The organism is Roseivivax halodurans JCM 10272 (genome assembly GCF_000521785.1).
GTDB classification, from domain to species: domain Bacteria; phylum Pseudomonadota; class Alphaproteobacteria; order Rhodobacterales; family Rhodobacteraceae; genus Roseivivax; species Roseivivax halodurans.
Window position 1 is genome coordinate 57974 of the sequence record NZ_JALZ01000004.1, and the last position, 19494, is coordinate 77467.

General features: G+C 67.1%; 18 protein-coding genes. 7 read left to right on the forward strand and 11 right to left on the reverse strand.

Annotated features, from left to right (window positions below; genetic code table 11):
* Positions 1-304 precede the first annotated feature (304 nt).
* The gene (locus OCH239_RS05360) at positions 305-1705 is read right to left on the reverse strand and encodes a methyl-accepting chemotaxis protein (protein WP_037259957.1); all 1401 of its coding nucleotides are present in this window, start codon (positions 1703-1705) and stop codon (positions 305-307) included.
* A 78-nt stretch (positions 1706-1783) separates the two neighbouring features.
* The gene (locus OCH239_RS05365; protein ID WP_037259668.1) at positions 1784-2236 is read right to left on the reverse strand and encodes an iron-sulfur cluster assembly scaffold protein; all 453 of its coding nucleotides are present in this window, start codon (positions 2234-2236) and stop codon (positions 1784-1786) included.
* 68 nt (positions 2237-2304) lie between these two features.
* Between OCH239_RS05365 and hisI the strand changes: the two genes are divergently transcribed.
* A complete protein-coding gene (gene hisI / locus OCH239_RS05370; RefSeq protein WP_037259670.1) occupies positions 2305-2664 on the forward strand; it encodes a phosphoribosyl-AMP cyclohydrolase in 360 nt (119 codons plus the stop codon).
* Here the strand turns inward: hisI and gluQRS are convergent.
* Genes gluQRS through OCH239_RS05390 form a run of 4 tightly spaced genes read right to left on the reverse strand, consistent with a single transcriptional unit; the run spans position 2645 to position 5917 of the window.
* Positions 2645-3514: a tRNA glutamyl-Q(34) synthetase GluQRS gene (gluQRS, locus tag OCH239_RS05375; protein ID WP_037259671.1), complete on the reverse strand. Its 870-nt coding sequence runs from the start codon at positions 3512-3514 to the stop codon at positions 2645-2647. The genes hisI and gluQRS overlap by 20 nt on opposite strands.
* A 2-nt stretch (positions 3515-3516) precedes the next feature.
* Positions 3517-3726 carry a hypothetical protein gene (locus OCH239_RS05380; protein ID WP_037259674.1) on the reverse strand — a complete coding sequence of 70 codons (210 nt, stop codon included), beginning with the start codon at positions 3724-3726 and terminating at the stop codon, positions 3517-3519.
* Between the two features lie 4 nt (positions 3727-3730).
* Complete coding sequence (gene trmFO, locus OCH239_RS05385) at positions 3731-5092, reverse strand: methylenetetrahydrofolate--tRNA-(uracil(54)-C(5))-methyltransferase (FADH(2)-oxidizing) TrmFO (protein WP_037259676.1); 1362 nt, start codon at positions 5090-5092, stop codon at positions 3731-3733.
* Positions 5093-5131: 39 nt separating this feature from the next.
* Positions 5132-5917, reverse strand: a complete 786-nt coding sequence (locus tag OCH239_RS05390) for an enoyl-CoA hydratase (RefSeq protein ID WP_037259678.1) — start codon at positions 5915-5917, stop codon at positions 5132-5134.
* Positions 5918-5979: 62 nt separating this feature from the next.
* Between OCH239_RS05390 and OCH239_RS05395 the strand changes: the two genes are divergently transcribed.
* Positions 5980-6402, forward strand: coding sequence for a PaaI family thioesterase (locus OCH239_RS05395; RefSeq protein WP_037259680.1), 423 nt, complete (start codon positions 5980-5982; stop codon positions 6400-6402).
* Here OCH239_RS05395 and OCH239_RS05400 read toward each other — a convergent pair.
* Positions 6374-7234, reverse strand: coding sequence for an endonuclease/exonuclease/phosphatase family protein (locus OCH239_RS05400; RefSeq protein WP_341871944.1), 861 nt, complete (start codon positions 7232-7234; stop codon positions 6374-6376). The genes OCH239_RS05395 and OCH239_RS05400 overlap by 29 nt on opposite strands.
* Positions 7235-7532: 298 nt before the next feature.
* Positions 7533-8438 (reverse strand): LysR family transcriptional regulator, encoded by a 906-nt coding sequence (locus tag OCH239_RS05405; RefSeq protein WP_037259682.1) that lies wholly within the window; start codon positions 8436-8438, stop codon positions 7533-7535.
* A gap of 164 nt (positions 8439-8602) precedes the next feature.
* Here OCH239_RS05405 and OCH239_RS05410 point away from each other — a divergent pair, with 164 nt between their 5' ends.
* The 5 genes from OCH239_RS05410 to ccmE all read left to right on the forward strand — a co-directional run bounded on the left by OCH239_RS05410 (position 8603) and on the right by ccmE (position 15614).
* Positions 8603-12025, forward strand: coding sequence for an indolepyruvate ferredoxin oxidoreductase family protein (locus OCH239_RS05410; protein WP_037259684.1), 3423 nt, complete (start codon positions 8603-8605; stop codon positions 12023-12025).
* Between the two features lie 193 nt (positions 12026-12218).
* Positions 12219-13145, forward strand: a complete 927-nt coding sequence (locus OCH239_RS05415; protein WP_037259686.1) for a lysophospholipid acyltransferase family protein — start codon at positions 12219-12221, stop codon at positions 13143-13145.
* Positions 13146-13174: 29 nt separating this feature from the next.
* Positions 13175-13984: a glutamate racemase gene (locus OCH239_RS05420; RefSeq protein WP_037259688.1), complete on the forward strand. Its 810-nt coding sequence runs from the start codon at positions 13175-13177 to the stop codon at positions 13982-13984.
* Positions 13985-14053: 69 nt separating this feature from the next.
* Positions 14054-15082, forward strand: coding sequence for an N-acetyl-gamma-glutamyl-phosphate reductase (gene argC, locus OCH239_RS05425; protein WP_037259691.1), 1029 nt, complete (start codon positions 14054-14056; stop codon positions 15080-15082).
* A gap of 76 nt (positions 15083-15158) precedes the next feature.
* Positions 15159-15614: a cytochrome c maturation protein CcmE gene (gene ccmE, locus OCH239_RS05430; RefSeq protein WP_037259693.1), complete on the forward strand. Its 456-nt coding sequence runs from the start codon at positions 15159-15161 to the stop codon at positions 15612-15614.
* Here the strand turns inward: ccmE and OCH239_RS05435 are convergent.
* The 3 genes from OCH239_RS05435 to eno form a co-directional block, all read right to left on the reverse strand.
* Complete coding sequence (locus OCH239_RS05435; RefSeq protein ID WP_037259696.1) at positions 15611-16237, reverse strand: DedA family protein; 627 nt, start codon at positions 16235-16237, stop codon at positions 15611-15613. The two genes, ccmE and OCH239_RS05435, sit on opposite strands and share 4 nt — an antisense overlap.
* Positions 16238-16346: 109 nt before the next feature.
* A complete protein-coding gene (locus OCH239_RS05440) occupies positions 16347-17951 on the reverse strand; it encodes a sodium:solute symporter family transporter (protein ID WP_051489321.1) in 1605 nt (534 codons plus the stop codon).
* Between the two features lie 215 nt (positions 17952-18166).
* A complete protein-coding gene (gene eno / locus OCH239_RS05445) occupies positions 18167-19444 on the reverse strand; it encodes a phosphopyruvate hydratase (protein ID WP_037259698.1) in 1278 nt (425 codons plus the stop codon).
* Positions 19445-19494: the final 50 nt, after the last annotated feature.

The following is a 19494-nucleotide window of genomic DNA, read 5'->3' on the forward strand; positions in this document are numbered from 1 at the left end:
AAAGTGGCAACAGAAGGATGGAGGCCACGATGCTCGAACAGATCACTGCACCGATCCGCCGCTCCGAGGCGATGATCCTGAAGGACCTCGTCGGGGTCGTCGCCTTGGGCGTGATGCTCGTCGCCGCCCTTCATCTCTGAGTTTCCTGCCTGCGTTGCTTGTGCCGGCTGCCGGTTGCTCACCGTCCCCAAGCTGATGTGACCCGCGGATCCCGGCGCGTTGTCCCCGCGCCCCGCTCGGCCGATCTGACCACAAGACACGCGCCTTGCCGCCGCCTTCGATCGAAGTGCGGCGGCTTTTTTCGTCAGAGCCGGTAGGCGAGCCGGAGCCCGCCCCAATGCCGGCCCGAGACGTGGATCGGCGCGGAGAGGTCCTTCATCATCGCGAAGGTGCCGCCGCCCATGTCGCGGCGGTAGATCTGCAGCAGGAAGGGCGCGGTACTGCGCCCGGCCTTGAGTCCGACGCGGTCGTCGAAGATGCGGCGGTTGCGGCAATTGGCGGCGTTCCAGACCGGATCCTTGCCCTGCGGCTGCGAGAACTTCCTGTTGTGCGTGGGCAGGTAGCCGTTCCGGTCGACCGCCGCGCAGAACACCGCGCCCGGCACACGCGAGAGCGCCGGCTCCTGGATCGGAGGCAGGATGCGGTCCGTGAAATCGGTGAAGGCGGCGCGGACCTGCTGGGGATCGGTGCCGGGGATGGGGGTGTAGCGCGTGTCGAAGAGCGCGGCACCCGAGATCTCGCCCGCCGCGATGGCCCGCTCGAAGGCCGCGCCGATCTCGGCGGCGAGTTCGCGGACGAGGCCGATATTGGCGCCGTCGACACCGTCGCCGCCGAGCCCGACCACCTTCTGCATGATGCCTTCGGAGATATCGACGAGCGCCGCGCTGCGCTTGGTGGAGGTGCCGAGCGCTTCGGCGAGGCCTCCGAGCGAGGAGACCATTTCCCCGATGGCGGGAGAGAGGTTCTGCACCGCGTCGTCTGTGGCGCGGATCTCGTCCCGGATCTCGTGCATGGCGTCCTGCAGCGCGGTGACGTTGCCGTCGATGCGGGCGAGCGCGGCGTCGCTCTCCTCGGCCCGGCCGAGAAGGGCGGCGGCGGTGGCCGATGTGGTGACGGCGCCCGACCGCAGCGCGTTCATCCAGTCGCTCATGCGCTGCACGATTCGGGTGATGTCGTCGGCGGCGAGCTTGGTCTTGTGGCTGAGCTCGTTGATCGCCTCGGCCACGATGGCGAAGCCGGCGCCGGCCTGACCGGCGCGCGCCGCTTCGATCTTGGCGTTCATGGCGAGGATGTTCACATGGCTGGCGATCGACGCGATCTCGCCGTTGGTGCGGCCGACCGCGGTCAGCATGTCGTCGACATCGTCCGAGCCGCGGCGGACCGACTGCACCCACTCCGCGAGAGTGCGGGATTCGTTGCCGGTCTCGCTCAGGATCGAGATGGACTGGCGGACGTCCTCCTGCGCCTGGCGCGCGGTCTCCATGCCCCGCTCGCTGCGGGTCGAGACCCGGCTGGTCGCGGTGCCGAGCCGCGTGGTCGCTCCTTCGACGCCGGACAGCAGCGCGAGCAGGTTCGCGCGTCTTGCCTCGACGTCGGTGAGCACGGCGTTGATCGTCACAAGATCCCGCCCGAGGACAAGGGCGTCGTTGGTCAGGCTGGCGAGCCCGCGCGACTTGTCCTCCTGGTCGCCAGCGCGACGATGCACCGCTCTTCGGTCGTGATGCATGTGCGCCCGCGCCTCATCTTGCCCGGGCGGGTGTAGCGGGCAAAGCGCAAGAAAGGGTTAAGCGGTCTGGCGCGCCTCGGCGTCGTGGGCGGCCTCGGTCGCGGCGTCGAGCGCGAGCAGGATCGACGCATGGCGGTTCTTGTAGTCCTGCGCCGGGCGCAGCACCTCGAGCCCGTCGAAGGGAGCGGGCGGCGTCGGGCCGTCCTCCTTGAGCATCGCGCGGAGGGCATCGCGCGCGGCCCGGATCTCGTCCGCGCTCTGGCCGACGATGGCGTTGCCGACGACCGAGGCCGCGGCCTGGCCGAGGGCGCAGGCCTTCACGTCCTGGCCGTAATCGGCGACGCGGCCGTCCCTCATCGTCAGGTCCACGGTGACCGTGGATCCGCAGAGCGGCGAGCGCTTCTTGACGGTGGCATCCGGGCTCTCCAGTCGCTCGGTCCGCGGGATGTCGGCCGCGAGCGCGAGGATGCGCTGGGAGTAGAGCTTGATGAGTTCGCTGTCGCCGGGCATGGCTTTCCCCTGATCGTGCTCATCCCTAGATAGGCACGCAAACGGCGCATGCAAAAGGAAATCGCTTTATGAGCTTCGACGTTTCGACCTTGGTCTATGACGAGCGCGGCCTCATCCCGGTCATCGCGCAGGACGAGGTGGACGGCGCCGTCCTGATGATGGCGTGGATGAACGCCGAGGCGGTCGAAAAGACGCTGGAGACCGGGCGCGTGACCTACTGGTCGCGCTCGCGTCAGGCGTTCTGGGTCAAGGGCGAGAGCTCGGGCCATGTGCAGGAGCTGGTCGATCTGCGCATCGATTGCGACGGCGACGCGCTGCTGGTGATCGTGCGCCAGACGGGGCCTGCCTGCCACACGAACCGGCGGAGCTGCTTCTACACCGCCGTGCGCGAGGGCGATGCGGTGGAGATCATGGCGCCGGTGGCGTGAGTTCCGGCAGATCGACGAGGCGGCGGATGTCCTCCGGACCGAGGCCCTCGTCGCGGTAGGTGGCGATGGCGCGGGAATCGTCGCGCTTGGCGAGCCGCTTTCCGTGTTCGTCCCGGATCAGTCGGTGGTGGTGGTAGACGGGTGTCGGCAGCCCGAGGAGCCGCTGCAGCAGGACGTGGATCGCGGTGGCATCGAAGAGATCCTCTCCGCGGACCACATGGGTGATGCCCTGCGCCGCATCGTCGAGCACGACGGAGAGGTGGTAGGACGTGCTCATGTCCTTGCGGGCGACGGCGATGTCTCCGATCTTTTCGACGTAATCGCAGGGGTTTGTGGCGATCTCCTGATGTGCCTTTCCGGTTTCCGCGAAGGTCAGCGGCGCCGGGCCGGCGGCGTCGAGCGCGCGGCGCATGTCGAGGCGGAGCGCGACACCGTCAGGCAGAGGGCCTGACGGCGGCGTCTCGGCACGGCAGGTGCCGGGATAGATCAACCCGTCGGGCCCGTGCGGGACGCCTTCCTGCGGCGCGCCGAGCGCCTCCACGATGTCGCGGCGGCGGCAGGTGCAGGGATAGAGCAGTCCGCGGGACCAGAGGGTCTGGAGCGCGCCGCGGTAGGTTTGCAGGCGCTCGGACTGGCGCAGGACGGGCTCGGGCCAGGTGAGGCCGAGCCAGCGAAGGTCAGCCTCGATCTGCCGATCCCATTCGGGGCGGGAACGGCTCTGATCGATGTCCTCGATGCGCAGCAGGAACGCGCCGCCCGCCGCGTGGGCCATGTCCGAGGCGAGCAGGGCCGAATAGGCATGGCCGAGATGCAGCGGCCCGGTGGGGGACGGCGCGAAGCGGGTGCGCAAGATCAGTCGTCGTACCCGTAGCGGCGGGCGCGACGCTCTTCGCCGGACTGGTAGATCAGGATCCAGGCGAGGAGGATGAACATCGGATGGGTGAGCCCGCCCGAGAAGAGGATCGCGGGGATCCAGATCACGAAGACGACGATCGATGTCAGAAGGCGGCCGGTCAGCAGGATCGAGAGCGGCGGCAGGAAGAGGGCGAGAACGTAGTTCATGTCATTACTCCGCTGCGGCGGCAGGCGTCTGGCCTGCGATCCAGTCGGACCACGCGGCCTTGGCGCGATCGGTGTAGGCCTTGTAGCGCTCGCGGCGTCCGCGACGGCCGCCGCGCATGCCTTCGAGCGGGCGGAAGAGGCCGAAATTGACGTTCATCGGCTGGAAGGTCTTGGCCTCGGCGCCGCCGGTGATGTGGTGCACGAGCGCGCCATGGGCGCTGTCCTGCGGCGCGGCGGCGACGGGCACGCCGGTCGCGTCGGCGGCGGCCATGCGGCCCGCGAGCAGGCCCATCGCGGCGCTTTCGACATAACCCTCGACGCCGGTGATCTGTCCGGCGAAGCGGATGTTCGGCTTGGAGCGCAGGCGCATCTGATCGTCGAGCAGCGTCGGCGAGTTGAGGAAGGTGTTGCGGTGGATGCCGCCGAGACGGGCGAAGCGGGCCTCTTCCAGCCCCGGAATCATACGCAGAACATCGGCTTGCGCGCCGTATTTCATCTTGGTCTGGAAGCCGACGATGTTGAAGAGCGTGCCGAGCGCGTTGTCGCGGCGAAGCTGCACGACCGCCCAGGGCTTCACGTCGGGCTGGTGCGGGTTGGTGAGACCGACGGGCTTCATCGGACCGTGGCGCAGCGTCTCGCGGCCCCGCTCGGCCATGACCTCGATCGGCAGGCAGCCGTCGAAGTAGTTCGCGGTCTCGCCCTCGTGGAACTCGGTCTTGTCGGAGCCGACGAGCGCGTCGATGAAGGCCTCGTAGGTCTCGCGGTCCATCGGGCAGTTGAGATAGGCGCGCTGCTCGTCCTCGGTCTCGCCCTTGTCGTAGCGCGACTGCATCCACGCCTTCGACATGTCGATGCTCTCGGCATAGACGATGGGCGCGATGGCGTCGAAGAAGGCGAGCGCCTCGGTCCCGGTCTCGCGGGCGATGGCCTGACCGAGCGCGTCCGAGGTGAGCGGCCCGGTGGCGAAGATCCACTGGCCCTGATCGGGAAGCTCAGTGACTTCCTCGTTGGAGATCCGGATGTTCGGATGCGCCTTGAGCGCCGCGGTGATGTCCTCGGCGAAGGGATCGCGGTCGACGGCGAGCGCGCCGCCGGCGGGCAGGCGGCGCTTGTAGGCGGTCGAGATCACGAGGCCGCCGGCTTCCTTCATCTCCCAGTGGAGAAGGCCGACCGCGTTGTTCTCGTGATCGTCCGAGCGGAAGGAGTTGGAACACACCATCTCGCCCAGGTTGCCGGTCTTGTGGGCAAAGGTGCCGCGGGTGGGGCGCATCTCGTGCAGGACCACGGACACGCCCGCATTGGCGGCCTGCCATGCGGCCTCGGATCCGGCCATGCCGCCGCCGACGATGTGAAGCTCTTCTGTCATGGCGCCGAGATAGGCATTGAGACGGGCCTTGTCACGGGGTCATCGGGTCCAGTTTGGCTTGCGCTTCTCGAGAAAGGCGGTGATCCCCTCGGAGGTGTCTTCGTCCAGCATGTTCTCGACCATCGCGGCGCCGGTATAGGCGTAGGCCTCGGCGAGCGGCAGCTCGGCCTGACGGTAGAAGGCCTGCTTGCCGATGCGGACCGCGGCGCCGAGCTTGCCGGCCACGATGGTCGCGAGGGCCTCGGTCTCGGCGTCGAGATCCGCTTCGGGCACGACGCGGTTGACGAGGCCGATCTCCCGGGCGCGCGTGGCCTCGATGAACTCTCCGGTGGTCAGCATCTCGAAGACATGCTTGCGGGGGGCGTTGCGCGAGAGGGCGACCATGGGCGTCGAGCAGAAGAGGCCGATATTTACGCCGTTGACGCCGAAGCGCGTGCCTTCCGCCGCGACCGCCATGTCGCAGGTGGCGACGAGCTGACAGCCGGCGGCGGTGGCGATGCCGTGCACGCGGGCGATGACCGGCTGGGGGATCTGCTGGAGGCGCTGCATGACCGCGCTGCAGCGCGCGAAGAGATCGGCGAAATAGGCGCGGCCGCCATCCTCGGACTGGCGCGCGGCCTGCATCTGCTTGAGGTCGTGCCCGGCGCAGAACGCCTTGCCTGCGCCGCCGAGGGTCACGACGCGGATCCCGTCGTCCGCCTCGAGCGCGTCGCATTCGGCGATCAGCGCGGCGAGCATCTCGTCCGAGAGCGCGTTGAGCTTTTCGGGCGCGTTCAGCGTCAGGTGCCGCACGGCGCCTTTGTCGTAACGTTCGATCAGGGCCATCTTGTCCTCCCGTGTCCCGGGCGGCAGCCTAGGCGGCGGAGACGCGGGAGGACAAGGACACCATGACGATCAGGATCGGCGCGGAGGAGATGGCGGGGTTCCTCGACGAGGTGTTCCCGCAGGTGAAGGGCATGTTCGGGATCGACCGGCTCGATGAGGATCTGCTGGTGATGCGGCTTTTCGCGGACGAAAGGCATCTGAGGCCGGGCGGCACGGTGTCGGGTCCGGCGATGTTCGGGCTCGCCGATGTCGCCGCCTACGTGGCCACCATGGCGCGGATCGGCAAGGAGGCGCTGGCGGTCACCACGAATTGTTCGATCGACTTCATGAGGAAACCGGTGTCGGGCGCGGACGTGCTGGCGGAATGCCGTCTGCTGAAGCTCGGGCGGGTGCTGTCGGTCTGCGACGTGCTGCTCTACTCGGAAGGGATGGCGGAGCCTGTGGCGCGCGCCTCGCTTACCTATTCGCTGCCGCCCGCGCGGTGATGTCGGCGACGACGGGGTAATGGTCGGACGGCCAGTCGCCCTCGAACCGTTCGCGCAGGACGACGGGGCCCGCCGCGAGGCGCAGGCCGGGGCCGGTGGCGATGTGGTCGATCGCGCCGAAGAGGTTGATGCCGTGGTCGAAATGGAAGGTCGCGCCGGGGACGGGGGCGAAGGTCAGACCGGCGTTCTCGAGGATGCCTGCCGTGCGGGAGCCGGCGCGGGCGTTGAGATCGCCGAGGAGGAGGGCCGGCACGCCTTCGGGGAAGGACGCGATGCGGTCCGCGATCAGCTCTGCCGATCGTAGGCGGTTCTCACCGCTGCCTGCGTCGAGATGCACGTTGATGGCGCGGAAGCGGGCGCCCGAGGGGGTTTCGAACTCGGCCCACGACGCGAAGGCGGGATAGGAGCCGTCGAAGGTGCGGGAATAGATCTCGTCGGGGCTGTCGGAGAAGAAGAACCAGCCTTCGTCGCGCAGGGTGAGCGTCTCGGGCCGGTAGAAGATCGGCTGGGTCGAGGGAAATTCGCGCCAGTCGCCGATCGCGGCGGCCTCGTAGGAGGGAAAGCGTTCGAGGAGGTAGTCGCGGGCGAGGTTGGTTTCGTCGCTGTTGCCGCCCGAGAAGGTTTCCATTTCCTGGAAGGCGATGAGGTCGGCGTCCGTGGCCGCGACCGCGGCGGCGAGCGAGGGCGCGCGGGCCTCCCAGTCTCCGACGGACCAGGGTCCGGTCGCGCGGCGGCCCCAGATGTAGTGGACGTTGAGGGTCGCGGCGCGGAAGGCTCCGTCCGCCTTGGGCGGGGGGACGCGCTTCCCGAATGCGCGACGTGCAGGGCGCAGGCGAGGAGGAGCGGCAGGGCGAGAAGGGCGGCGAGGAGGCGCAGGGCGGTCTTCATGACGCTCTCAGATAGAGCGGCGGACGGGGTGTGGCCCCCTGCGGAGGGGGCGGAACGGGCAATGCGCAAAAAAAAGGCCGAGCATAAAGCTCGGCCGAAGTCCAACAGGGAGGTATGAAGATGATGCGCGTCTGAGCGCCCCATCGTTCGAAAGCTGAAATAGTGATCGGTTTTGAGTCGGACAAGCGAAAGCGCCGCGATGCGGCGGCATTGCCGCTATGCGTCTCGCGCAAGTCACGAAATCACTCCGCGCCCATCGCCTTCCGGCTGGTGCGGTGGGCGACGATCTCTTCCTGCACGAAGTCGCGGAACGCGGCGATGCGCTTCGAGGCGCGCAGTTCCTCGGGATAGGCGAGGAAGACCGGGACCTCGTTCGATTCGATCTCGGGCAGGACGCGCACGACCGAGGGGAAATCCTCGATGATGTAATCGGGCAAAACGCCGATGCCGAGATTGGAGATCACCGCCTGCAGGACGCCGAAATAGTTGTTCACCGTCAGCGTGCCGTGGATCTCGTGGGTCATCAGCTCCTGCACCAGCTGCAGCCCGGCGGTCACCTGGTTGGTGCGCGGGTTCTGGCAGATCAGGCGGTGCGCCTCGAGATCCTCGAGGCTGCGCGGCGTGCCGAAGCGGTCGAGATAGTCGGGCGAGGCGTAGAGGCGCATCTTGACCGACATCAGCCGCTTGCGGATGAGGTCGGCCTGGCTCGGCTCCTTCATCCGGATCGCGACGTCGGCCTCGCGCATCGGCAGGTCGAGCACGCGCTCCTCAAGCATGAGGTCGATGTTGAGCTCGGGATACTTCTCGTAGAGCTTCGACAGGCGCGGCGCGAGCCAGAGCGAGCCGAAGCCGGTCGTGGTCGTGACGCGGAGCTGGCCGAAGACCTCCTCCTCGCTGTCGTGGATGCGGGCTGTGGCGGCGTCGATGCGCTTGACCATCGAGGAGGTCGCGTCGAACAGCAGCTCGCCCTGCTCGGTGAGAATCAGCCCCCGCGCGTGGCGGTGGAAAAGGGTCGTGTTCAGCGACTCTTCGAGCGCGCGGATCTGGCGGGAGACCGCCGATTGCGACAGGTGCAGGGCGTCGCCGGCATGGGTCAGCGAGCCGGCATCGGCCACCGCGTGAAAGATTCTGAGCTTGTCCCAATCCATCGGATCAACTTTCGGGCAGGTGCGCGTTCGGGTTCGGAAATAATGGACATACGTTGAAAATACTATGCTGCAGTGCAGAAAGTTCCTGAAAAAGTCCTGTCAGGGTCAGCTATTTTGACCTAGATTCCTTAACAGCCAGTTCATTAGGCGAGGGGAGGCGCCAGATGACGACGCAGGATATTTCTCTGAACGACCGGTTCGACGTGAGCAAGCCCACGGTGCTTCTGAACGGCACGCAGGCGCTCGTTCGTCTCATGCTGTTGCAGAAGGCACGCGATGAGGCGGCGGGACTGAACACGGCGGGCTACGTCACCGGATATCGCGGATCACCGCTCGGCGCGGTCGATCTGCAGATGAAGAAGGCCCAGAAATGGCTGAGCGGGGCCAACGTCCTGTTCCAGGAGGGCCTGAACGAGGATCTCGCGGCAACGCAGCTCTGGGGCTCCCAGCAGGCGGAGCTGCGCGGCGAGGGCAATTACGACGGTGTCTTCGGCCTCTGGTACGGCAAGGGGCCCGGTGTGGACCGGTCCGGAGACGTGATGCGCCACGCCAACATGGCGGGCACCTCGCCGCATGGCGGTGTGCTGATGGCGATGGGAGACGACCACACGGGCGAAAGCTCGACGGTGCTGCACCAGTCGGAATGGGCGCTGGTCGATGCCTACATGCCTGTCGTCTCGCCCGCGGGCGTGCAGGAGATCCTCGATTACGGGGTCTACGGCTATGCGCTCTCGCGCTATTCGGGGCTCTGGGTCGGTCTCAAGACGATGAAGGACACGGTCGAGGCGACGGCTGTGGTCGATGGCCGTCCGGACCGCATGCAGCTGGTCATGCCGCCCGATTTCGCCATGCCCGAGGGCGGGCTGAGCATCCGGCTCGGCGACACGCCGCACGCGCAGGAAGCGCGGATGATCGACTACAAGCGCTACGCGGCCGAGGCGTTCTCCCGCGCCAACGGCATGGACAGGCGGGTGTGGGGCAAGCCCGGGGCCAAGATCGGCCTCGTCGCGGCGGGCAAGAACTGGCTCGACCTCACCCATGCGCTGACGCTTCTCGGGATCGACGAGGCGGAGGCGGAGCGGCTTGGGATCACCACCTACAAGGTCGGGCAGACCTTCCCGCTCGACATGCAGGGCTTTCACGACTGGGCCGAGGGGCTCGATCTGATCGTCATCGTCGAGGAGAAGCGCAAGCTGATCGAGGTGCAGGTCAAGGAAGCGATCTTCGACGACCGGCAGGGCCGCCGGGTCTACGGCTGGTACAAGGGCGGCGCGGGCGGCATGCACCGCGAGGAGCTGTTCCCGACGCGTGGCGCGCTCGACCCGGTCTGGATCGCCGAGAAGCTCGGGCAGATCCTGATCGAGGAGGGCCGGGGGACCGATGGTGTGAAGGCGGGACTCTCCACGCTGGCCGAGGCGCGGAAAGCGGACAATGCCGAGGAGATTGCGGCGCGGCTGCCTTACTATTGCGCCGGCTGCCCGCACAACACCTCGACAAAGGTGCCCGAGGGCTCGCGCGGCTATGCCGGGATCGGCTGCCACTACATGGTGCAGTGGATGGACCGGAACACGACCGGCTTCACCCATATGGGCGGCGAGGGCGCGAACTGGATCGGGGAGGCGCCGTTCTCCAGGACGGCGCATGTCTTCCAGAACCTCGGCGACGGGACCTACAACCATTCGGGCGTGCAGGCGATCCGGGCGGCGCTCGCGGCTGGGACCAACATCACCTACAAGATCCTCTACAACGATGCCGTCGCCATGACCGGCGGGCAGAAGAACGAGGGCGGGCTCACGCCGGACCGGATCGCGAAGGAACTCGACGCGATGGGCGTCGGCCGCATCGAGGTGGTCTTCGACGAGAAGGAAGAGCCCGAGCGCTCGGAGTTCCCCAAATCTGTCGGCTGGCACGAGCGGGCCGACATGGACGCGGTGCAGAAGGAGCTGCGCGAGGTGCCGGGCGTCACGGCCATCATCTATGTGCAGACCTGCGCGGCCGAGAAGCGGCGGCGGAGGAAGCGCCGCGAGTTCCCCGACCCCGACACCCGCGTCTTCATCAACACCGATGTCTGCGAGGGCTGCGGCGATTGCGGGGTGCAGTCCAACTGCGTCGCCATCGCCCCGAAGGAGACCGAGTTCGGCCGCAAGCGCGAGATCGATCAATCGGCCTGCAACAAGGACTTCTCGTGCCTCAAGGGGTTTTGTCCGTCCTTCGTGACGCTCGAGGGGGGCAAGGTGCGCAAGGGCGCGACGACGGCGCTCGACCTGCCGGATCTGACCGATCCGCAGGTGCCATCGATAAACAAGACCTGGAACGTGATCGTCACCGGCGTCGGCGGCACCGGCGTCGTGACCGTGGGTGCGGTCATGGCTCAGGCGGCGCAGCTCGCCGGCATGGGCGCGGGCATGATGGAGATGGCGGGCCTCGCCCAGAAGGGCGGCGCCGTGCATATCCATTTGCGGCTCGCCGACAAGCCGGACGACATCAGCGCGGTGCGCGTCGCGACCGGCGAGGCCGATGCGCTGATCGGCGGCGATCTCGTGGTGAGCGCCGGGTCGAAGACGCTGGGGCTCTGCGCGACGGGCCGCACGGGCGCGGTGGTCAACAGCCACGAGACGGTGACCGGCGATTTCACCCGCGACACCGAGTTCACGCTGCCCGGCGACCGGCTGAAGCTGTCGCTCGAGCGGCGGATGAAGGAGCGGCTCAGCCTCTACGACGCATCGGACCTCGCGCGGGCGACGATGGGCGATTCCATCTTCTCGAACGTCATGCTGCTCGGCTCGGCTTGGCAGCGCGGTCTCGTGCCGCTGCCGAAGGACGCGCTGATGGAGGCGATCGAGCTCAACGGCGCGGCGGTCGAGGGCAACAAGCGGGCCTTCGAGATCGGGCGCTGGGCGGTCGAGCATCCCGAGGAGGCAGCGCGGATCGCGTCGCCGAACGTGGTCGAGCGGCCGAAGACGCTGGACGAGCGGATCGCCTTCCGCGAGGCGCATCTGGTCGAGTACCAGGGCAAGCGGCTCGCCAGGCGCTATCGCCGGATGCTGGACGGGATCGAGGACCGCAAGCTCAAGGAGGCGGTCGCGCTCGGGTACCACAAGGTGCTGAGCTACAAGGACGAATACGAGGTCGCTCGGCTGCATCTGAAAACGCGGCAGCGCGCCGAGGAGGCGTTCGAGGGCGACTTCAAGATGACCTTCCACCTCGCGCCGCCGATCATGAGCAAGGAGGGCTCGGACGGAAGGCCGATCAAGAAGAAATACGGCGAGGGCATGCTGCGGAACTTCAAGCTGCTGGCGCGGCTGAAGGCGCTGCGTGGCACGCCGCTCGACCCGTTCGGCCGGTCCGAGGAGCGGAAGATGGAGCGCGCGCTCATCACGCAATACGAGGCCGACATGGCCGAGTGGCTGCCGAAGCTCTCCGAGACGATGCGCGAGCCGCTCGCCGCTCTCGCCGAGCTGCCGCTGTCGATCCGCGGCTTCGGGCCGGTGAAGCAGGCCAACGCCGAGAAGGCCGAGAAGCGCCGCGAGGAGCTTCTGGCCGTGCTGCGCGACGGCGGCGCCTCCATGGCGAAGGCGGCGGAATAGGCTGCACCTCGGGGATGCGCGGTATCGCCGCGCATCCCCGGCAGAGGCTGGCGCGCCTATGTTCACCGGTGCGAAGGCTGCTATGATCCGCGACGCCGCGGTTCCGAAAATCGGGGGCCGACTTTTACACAAGCGTCACGACTTTGTTGCAAGCAGCCGTAACGTGCCAGATGCCAGAGGAGGCCCCGTTCCGATGCCCGACACGCGTCAGGTCGCCCGGGACATATCCTATTCCTATTCCGCCCAGACCAAGGGAGGCCGCGCGCTCATCCGGCTGATGGAGAACGCCACCGGACGTGTACGTCTGATCCGGCGCGCGAAGGGCTACCAGGACGAGGTCGCCCAGGGCCGCGATTTTTGGGAGGTGATGGTCGAGCGCTACGGGTTGCGGCTCGACGTCGTGGGCGGGGCGCTGACCGACATCCCGCGCGAGGGGCCGCTGGTCGTGGTCGCGAACCATCCCTACGGCATCCTCGACGGACTGATCCTCGGGCATCTTCTGTCGGTGACGCGGGGCGATTTCCGCATCCTCGCGCATCGCGTCTTCCGCCGGGCCGAGGATCTCGACCGGGTGATCCTGCCGATCAGCTTCGACGAGACCAAGGAGGCGGTGCAGCAGAACCTCGAGACCCGCAAGGAGGCGCTGCGCTATCTCGGCGCGGGCGGCGCGATCGGGATCTTTCCGGGCGGCACCGTGTCGACGGCGGCCAAGCCGTTCCGGCGGCCGATGGACCCCGGCTGGCGCAGCTTCACCGCGCGGATGATCGCCAAGTCCGGCGCGACCGTGGTGCCGATCTATTTCGACGGACACAACTCGCGGCTCTTCCAGCTGGCCTCGCACCTGCACACGACGTTGCGCATGGGTCTTCTGATCCGCGAGTTCCGCCGGCGCGTCGACAAGCCCGTCCGGCTGGTGATCGGACGGCCCATTCCGCCGGAGGAGATTGGACCCCGCGCGTCGGATGCTCGAGAGCTTATGGAATTCCTCCGCAAATCGACCTACGGATTGTCCCCGACGCCACTGGCGTCGCTCGACGCCGGGTTCGAGTTCGAGGGCCGTTACAAGGACCCGAAGGCGAAGGACGGCAGGCTGAAACGCGCATCCAGCGCGGGCTACTAGGGCCCGGCGGGGCAGGGCAGGGACGGGACATGGCGGTAGGCATCTTCGATTCGGGGCTCGGCGGCCTCACCGTGCTCGACGCCGTGTCGAAACGGCTGCCGGACGTGCCCTTCGTCTATCTCGGCGACAACGCCAACGCGCCTTACGGGGTGCGCGAGGCGGACGCGATCTACGACCTGACGACGGCGGCGGTGCAGCGCCTCTTCGACGAGGGCTGCGATCTGGTGATCCTCGCCTGCAACACAGCGAGCGCGGCGGCGCTGCGGCGGATGCAGGAGGGCTGGGTGCCGCAGGGCAAGCGCGTGCTCGGGGTCTTCGTGCCGCTGATCGAGGCGCTGACCGAGCGGCGCTGGGGCGACAACTCGCCGCCGCGCGAGGTTGCGGTGAATTGCGTCGCGCTCTTCGCGACGCCCGCGACGGTGCGCTCCCGCGCCTTCCAGCGTGAGCTGTCGTTCCGGGCGGTGGGCGTCGATGTCGAGGCGCAGGCCTGCGGCGGGCTCGTCGACGCGATCGAGGAGGGCGACATGATCCTCGCCGAGGCGCTGGTGCGGTCCCATGTCGAGGCGCTGAAGCGCAAGATGCCGCATCCGCAGGCGGCGATGCTCGGCTGCACCCATTACCCGCTGCTCGAGGCCGAGTTCGCCGAGGCGCTGGGCCCGGACGTTCAGGTCTTCAGCCAGGCGAATGTCGTGGCCGAGAGCCTCGAGGATTATCTCAGGCGCCATCCCCAGATGGCGGGCGGCGGGTCGTCGAAGTTCCTCACGACCGGGGATCCGCGCAAGGTGTCGGGGCAGGCGACGCAGTTCCTGCGGCGGGAGATCCGCTTCGAGAAGGCCTGAGCCCGCGCCATTTCCCCGCGCTGCGCCTTGCGGTAAGGACCCCCTGACCATCAGACCGGGTGAGGACACATGACCCACAAGATCGCCATCCTCGGCGCGTCGGGCTATACCGGCGCAGAACTTCTGAGACTAATCGCAACGCATCCCTCCTTCGAGGTCGCGGCGCTTGCCGCCAATTCCAAGGCCGGGATGGAGATGGCGGATGTCTTTCCGCATCTGCGACATCTCGATCTGCCGACGCTGGTGACCTGGGAGGAGATCGACTGGAACGGCATCGACCTCTGCTTCTGCGCGCTGCCGCACAAGACGAGCCAGGAGGTGATCCGGGAGCTTCCGCGGCACCTGAAGATCGTCGATCTCTCGGCCGATTTCCGGCTGCGTGACCCCGAGGCCTACGCGCTCTGGTACGGCAACCCGCACGCGGCGGTCGAGATGCAGGGCGAGGCGGTCTACGGGCTGACCGAGTTCTATCGCGAGAAGATCCGGGCGGCGCGGCTCGTTGCGGGCACCGGCTGCAACGCGGCGACGGGGCAGTTCGCGCTGCGGCCGCTGATCGAGCGGGGCGTGATCGGGCTGGGTGACATCATCCTCGATCTCAAATGCGGGGTCAGCGGGGCCGGTCGGTCGCTCAAGGAGAACCTGCTGCATGCCGAGCTGTCGGAAGGGACCAACGCCTACGGGGTCGGCGGGACGCACCGGCATCTGGGCGAGTTCGACCAGGAGTTCACCGAGCTTGCGGGGCGCGAGGTGCGCGTGCAGTTCACCCCGCATCTGCTGCCGATGAACCGCGGCATCCTCGCGACGGCCTATGTCTCGGGCGAGGCGGAGGCGATCCACGCGGCCTTTGCCGAGGCCTATGCGGACGAGCCGTTCCTCGAGGTGCTGCCCTTCGGCCAGACACCCTCGACGCATCACGTGCGCGGGTCGAACTTCTGCCATATCGGCGTCGTCGGGGACCGGATCGCGGGGCGCGCCATTGTCGTTGCGGCACTCGACAACCTCACCAAGGGCTCGTCGGGGCAGGCGGTGCAGAACGCCAACCTCATGCTCGGAGAGGACGAGACGGCGGGCCTGATGCTCGCGCCGTGTTTTCCGTGACCCTGCGGCGCCGCGTCCCTTTCGCGGGGGCGCGGAGACGGATATGTTTCCGTCACCTTGAGGAAGGAGCCGGCGCATGGCGCTCATGTCCCTGAAGAAGAAGCGGCGGGTGCAGGTCGTGGCGCTGGCGGCGGTCGCGCTGACGCTGTCGACGGCGCTGATCGGCTATGCCATGCGCGACGGGATCAACTTCTTCCGCTCGCCGTCCGAAGTGGTGGAGGCGCCGCCCGCCCCGACCGAGACCTTCCGCATCGGCGGGCTGGTCGAGGAGGGCACGCTCGTGCGCGGTCAGGGCGAGAGCATCACCTTTTCGGTGACCGATGGCGGCGCGAGCGTGCCGGTCGTCTTCACCGGCGTGCTGCCCGATCTCTTCGAGGAAAACCAGGGCATGGTCGGCACCGGGCGCTACGTCGACGGCACCTTCGAGGCGTCGGAGATCCTCGCCAAGCATGACGAGACCTACATGCCCAAGGAAGTCACCGACGCGCTCAAGGAGCAGGGCGTCTACCGCGAGAGCGCGCCCGAAAGTTAAGCCCGCCCCTTGGCCTCTTCCTTGCGGATCGTGCGGCGGAAGGTGACCACGCGGTAGAGATACCAGATTACGATGGCGGCCATGACCACGTTCGACACCGGCGCGAGCCAGCCTTTCACCGCGTCGTAGTTCTGCCCGAGATACCAGCCGGCGATCGTCAGGATCGCGGTCCAGAGCACCGTCCCGGCGGTCGTGTAGGTCAGGAATTTCGGCAGCGACATGCCCGAGATGCCCGCGGGCACCGAAATGAAGGTCCGCACGCCCGGAATGAGGCGGCCGAAGAAGACCGCCTTGCCGCCATGGGTGTCGAACCAGCGGTCGGCGGTGTCGATCTCTCCGGGAGTGAGCGTCAGCAGGCGGCCATACTTGCGCGAGAACGCCTTGAGCCGGTCGAGGCCGATGAAGACGCCGACATAGTACCAGAAGAGCGCGCCGATCAGAGAGCCCGCGGAGCCGGCGAGGATCATCAGGATCAGGCTCTGCCCGTCGCGTTCGGCGATGTAGCCGGCGAGTGGCATGACGATCTCAGACGGGATCGGGGGGAAGAGGTTCTCGAGGAACATCAGGGCCGCTGCCGCGAGGTAGCTGCCCTGCTGCATGAGTTGAGTGATCCAGTCCGTCATCGGGGCTCCTGCGTGTGTCGGCTTGCCACAAACGCGCGGGGCGGCGGAAAAGTTCTGTGCGACCGCGCGAAGGGTAAACGGGTCTCCGGACCGGTACGGAGACCTGCCGTTACCAGAGCCAGACGACGATCCCGGTGGTCGCGGCGAAGAGGACACCGCCCCAGAGCAGTGGGCTGAGATAGGCCGGCGAGCCCACGGTGGTCAGCATCTCCCACGCCTCGGAGGAGGACCACACGAGTTCCTCGACGCCCTCCTTCCGGGGCTGGCGGGTCATGGCGGAGATCCCGAGATTGAGGGCGATGCCCACGAAGAACAGGATCGTGCCCATGACGGTGTAGTGGATCGCGGGCAGGCCCGCCGCCTCCCACACGCCGGTGATCTCCTTCAGGATGAAGAGCGGGATGCCGACCACGACGCCGAAGACGATGGTCCAGAAGGCACCGTTGCCGTTCGCCCAGCTGACCGCGAGGCCGACCATGTAGGTCGCTACGATGGTCGGGACGATGTAGCTCAGCGAGGACTGGAAGTAGCCGAAGAGAGTGCCGAACGAGCCGATGAAGGGCGCGTAGACCGCCGCGAAGATCAGGAAGCAGCCGGTGGCGATCTGGCCGATGATCACGAGCCGCTTTTCGCTGTAGTTCGGGCGCATGGGCTGGACGAAATCCTTGACCACGAGCGAGGCGAGCGCCGTCGCCGCGCTGTCGACCGAGGACATGATCGCCGCGATCAGCGCCGCCATCACGAGCCCGCGTATGCCGATCGGCGTGAGCTCGAAGGCGAGCTTGGGGAAGGCGAGGTCGGGCGTCTCGAGATCGGGGTAGAGCTGGAGCGCGATGAGGCCCGGGATGATCATGATGAAGATGTTGGGCAGCTTCAGGAACCCCGCGAAGAGCGCGCCGATCCGGCCGTTCTTGAGGTCCTTCGCCGCGAGCGTGCGCTGCGCGACGAACTGGTTCATGGTCCAGAGATAGAAGCTGAGCAGCGTGACGCCCCAGAGCCCGTGCCACGGGGTGAAGTCGTTCTCCATCGGCAGGATCAGGTGATGCTTGGTCTCGTCGACGCCAGTCCAGATCTCGCTCCAGCCGCCGATCTCCTGCAGGCCGAGCACGAAGATCAGCAGGCCCCCGAGGATCAGCAGGATGGATTGCACGGTGTCGGTCACGACCACCGCCGCGAGGCCGCCCATCACGGTGTAGATGCCGGCGATCAGCGCCAGAACCGCCGCGGCCGTCCAGATGTTCAGGAAGCCGAACGTGTTGGAAATGACAAGTCCGCCCGCATAAAGCGCGCCCGCGACGTCGATCAGCATGACCGCGAGAATGGTGAAGATCGAATAGGCCTTGCGGGATCGCACGTCGAACCGCATCTCGAGGAATTCCGGCGTCGTCGCAATTCGGGCCCTGAGATAGGAGGGCAGGATGAATATGGCGAAGAGGATCAGGACGATCGCGGCCGTCCATTCGTAATTGTATATCGCAATCCCGTTCTCATAGGCGCCGCCCATGAGACCGACGAAACTCGAGCCCGACATGTTCGAGGCGAAGAGCGAAAAGCCGATGACGAACCAGCCGAGATTGCGCCCGGCCAGGAAATAATCATCGGATTCGCCGCCGCGTTTTCGCGAGACATACAGCCCGTGCGCGACGATCCCGATGAAATAGGCAAGCACGATGAGATAATCGATCAGATGAAGATCGAATTGCGCTTCACCCATGAGGCTCCTCCTTCCTCATAGATACAATCTTGACGCGCAACGATATGGTGAAAAACTTTGTTCCGGCGTCATGCGGCGAGTGCGCAAAAGCATGGCGGGAATTGCGCGCGATTCCGCACGAATTCAGCGCGTTGGGCCGAGAAATAAAATTTCGCGAAAATGGCGCTCGAGGCGCGGGTCGGGCGCCGCCGATGGCAGGCGGCGCCCCTTGCGCGTCAGCCGCGCAGGACCGAGGCGCCGGCGTATTCGGCGGTCTCGCCCAGCATCTCCTCGATGCGGATGAGCTGGTTGTACTTGGCGAGCCGGTCCGAGCGCGCGAGGCTGCCGGTCTTGATCTGCCCGCAATTCGTCGCGACCGCGAGATCGGCGATGGTCGCGTCCTCGGTCTCGCCCGAGCGGTGGGACATGACGTTGGTCATGCGCGCGCGGTGGGCCATGTCGACCGCCTTCAGCGTCTCGGTCAGGGTGCCGATCTGGTTGACCTTCACGAGCATCGAGTTCGCGACGCCGCGCTTGATCCCGTCGGCGAGGCGCACGGGGTTCGTCACGAAAAGGTCGTCGCCGACAAGCTGGATGCGGTCTCCGAGGCGGTCGGTGAGGATCTTCCAGCCGTCCCAGTCGTCCTCGGAGCAGCCGTCCTCGATCGAGATGATCGGGTAGTCGTCGCAGAGCTTGGCGAGGTAGTCGACGTTCTCTTCCGGCGTCAGCGACAGGCCTTCGCCCTTCATCTCGTATTTGCCATTCTCGAAATACTCGGTCGAGGCGGCGTCGAGCGCGAGGTAGATGTCCTTGCCCGCCGTGTAGCCGGCCTTCTCAATGGATTTCACGATCAGGTCGAGCGCGTCGCGGGTGCCCTTGAGCTCGGGCGCGAAGCCGCCCTCGTCGCCGAGGCCGGTCGACATGCCGGCGCTCGACAGCTCCTTCTTCAGCGTGTGGAACACCTCGGAGCCCATGCGCACCGCCTCGCGGATCGAGGTGGCGGCGACCGGCATGATCATGAATTCCTGGATGTCGATCGGGTTGTCGGCATGCTCGCCGCCGTTGATGATGTTCATCATCGGCACCGGCAGGACGCGCGCCGAGGTGCCGCCCACGTAGCGGAAGAGCGGCTGGGTGGTGAATTCGGAGGCGGCCTTGGCGACGGCGAGGCTGACGCCGAGGATCGCGTTGGCGCCGAGCCGGCCCTTGTTGTCGGTGCCGTCGAGGTCGATCATTGCCTGATCGACCGCCACCTGGTCGGTCGCATCGAGCCCGACGATGTCCTCGGCGATCTCGCCGTTGACCGCGGCGACCGCCTCGAGCACGCCCTTGCCCTTGTAGCGCGCGGCATCGCCGTCGCGGCGCTCGACGGCCTCGTAGGCGCCGGTGGAGGCACCCGAGGGCACCGCGGCGCGGCCCATCGAGCCGTCCTCCAGCGTCACGTCGACCTCAACGGTCGGATTGCCGCGGGAGTCGAGAATCTCGCGTGCGAAGATGTCGATGATCATGCTCATGGGCTGTCGTCCCTCGGGGCTGTCCTGTTCGGGGAGAGGTCTAGCGCAGG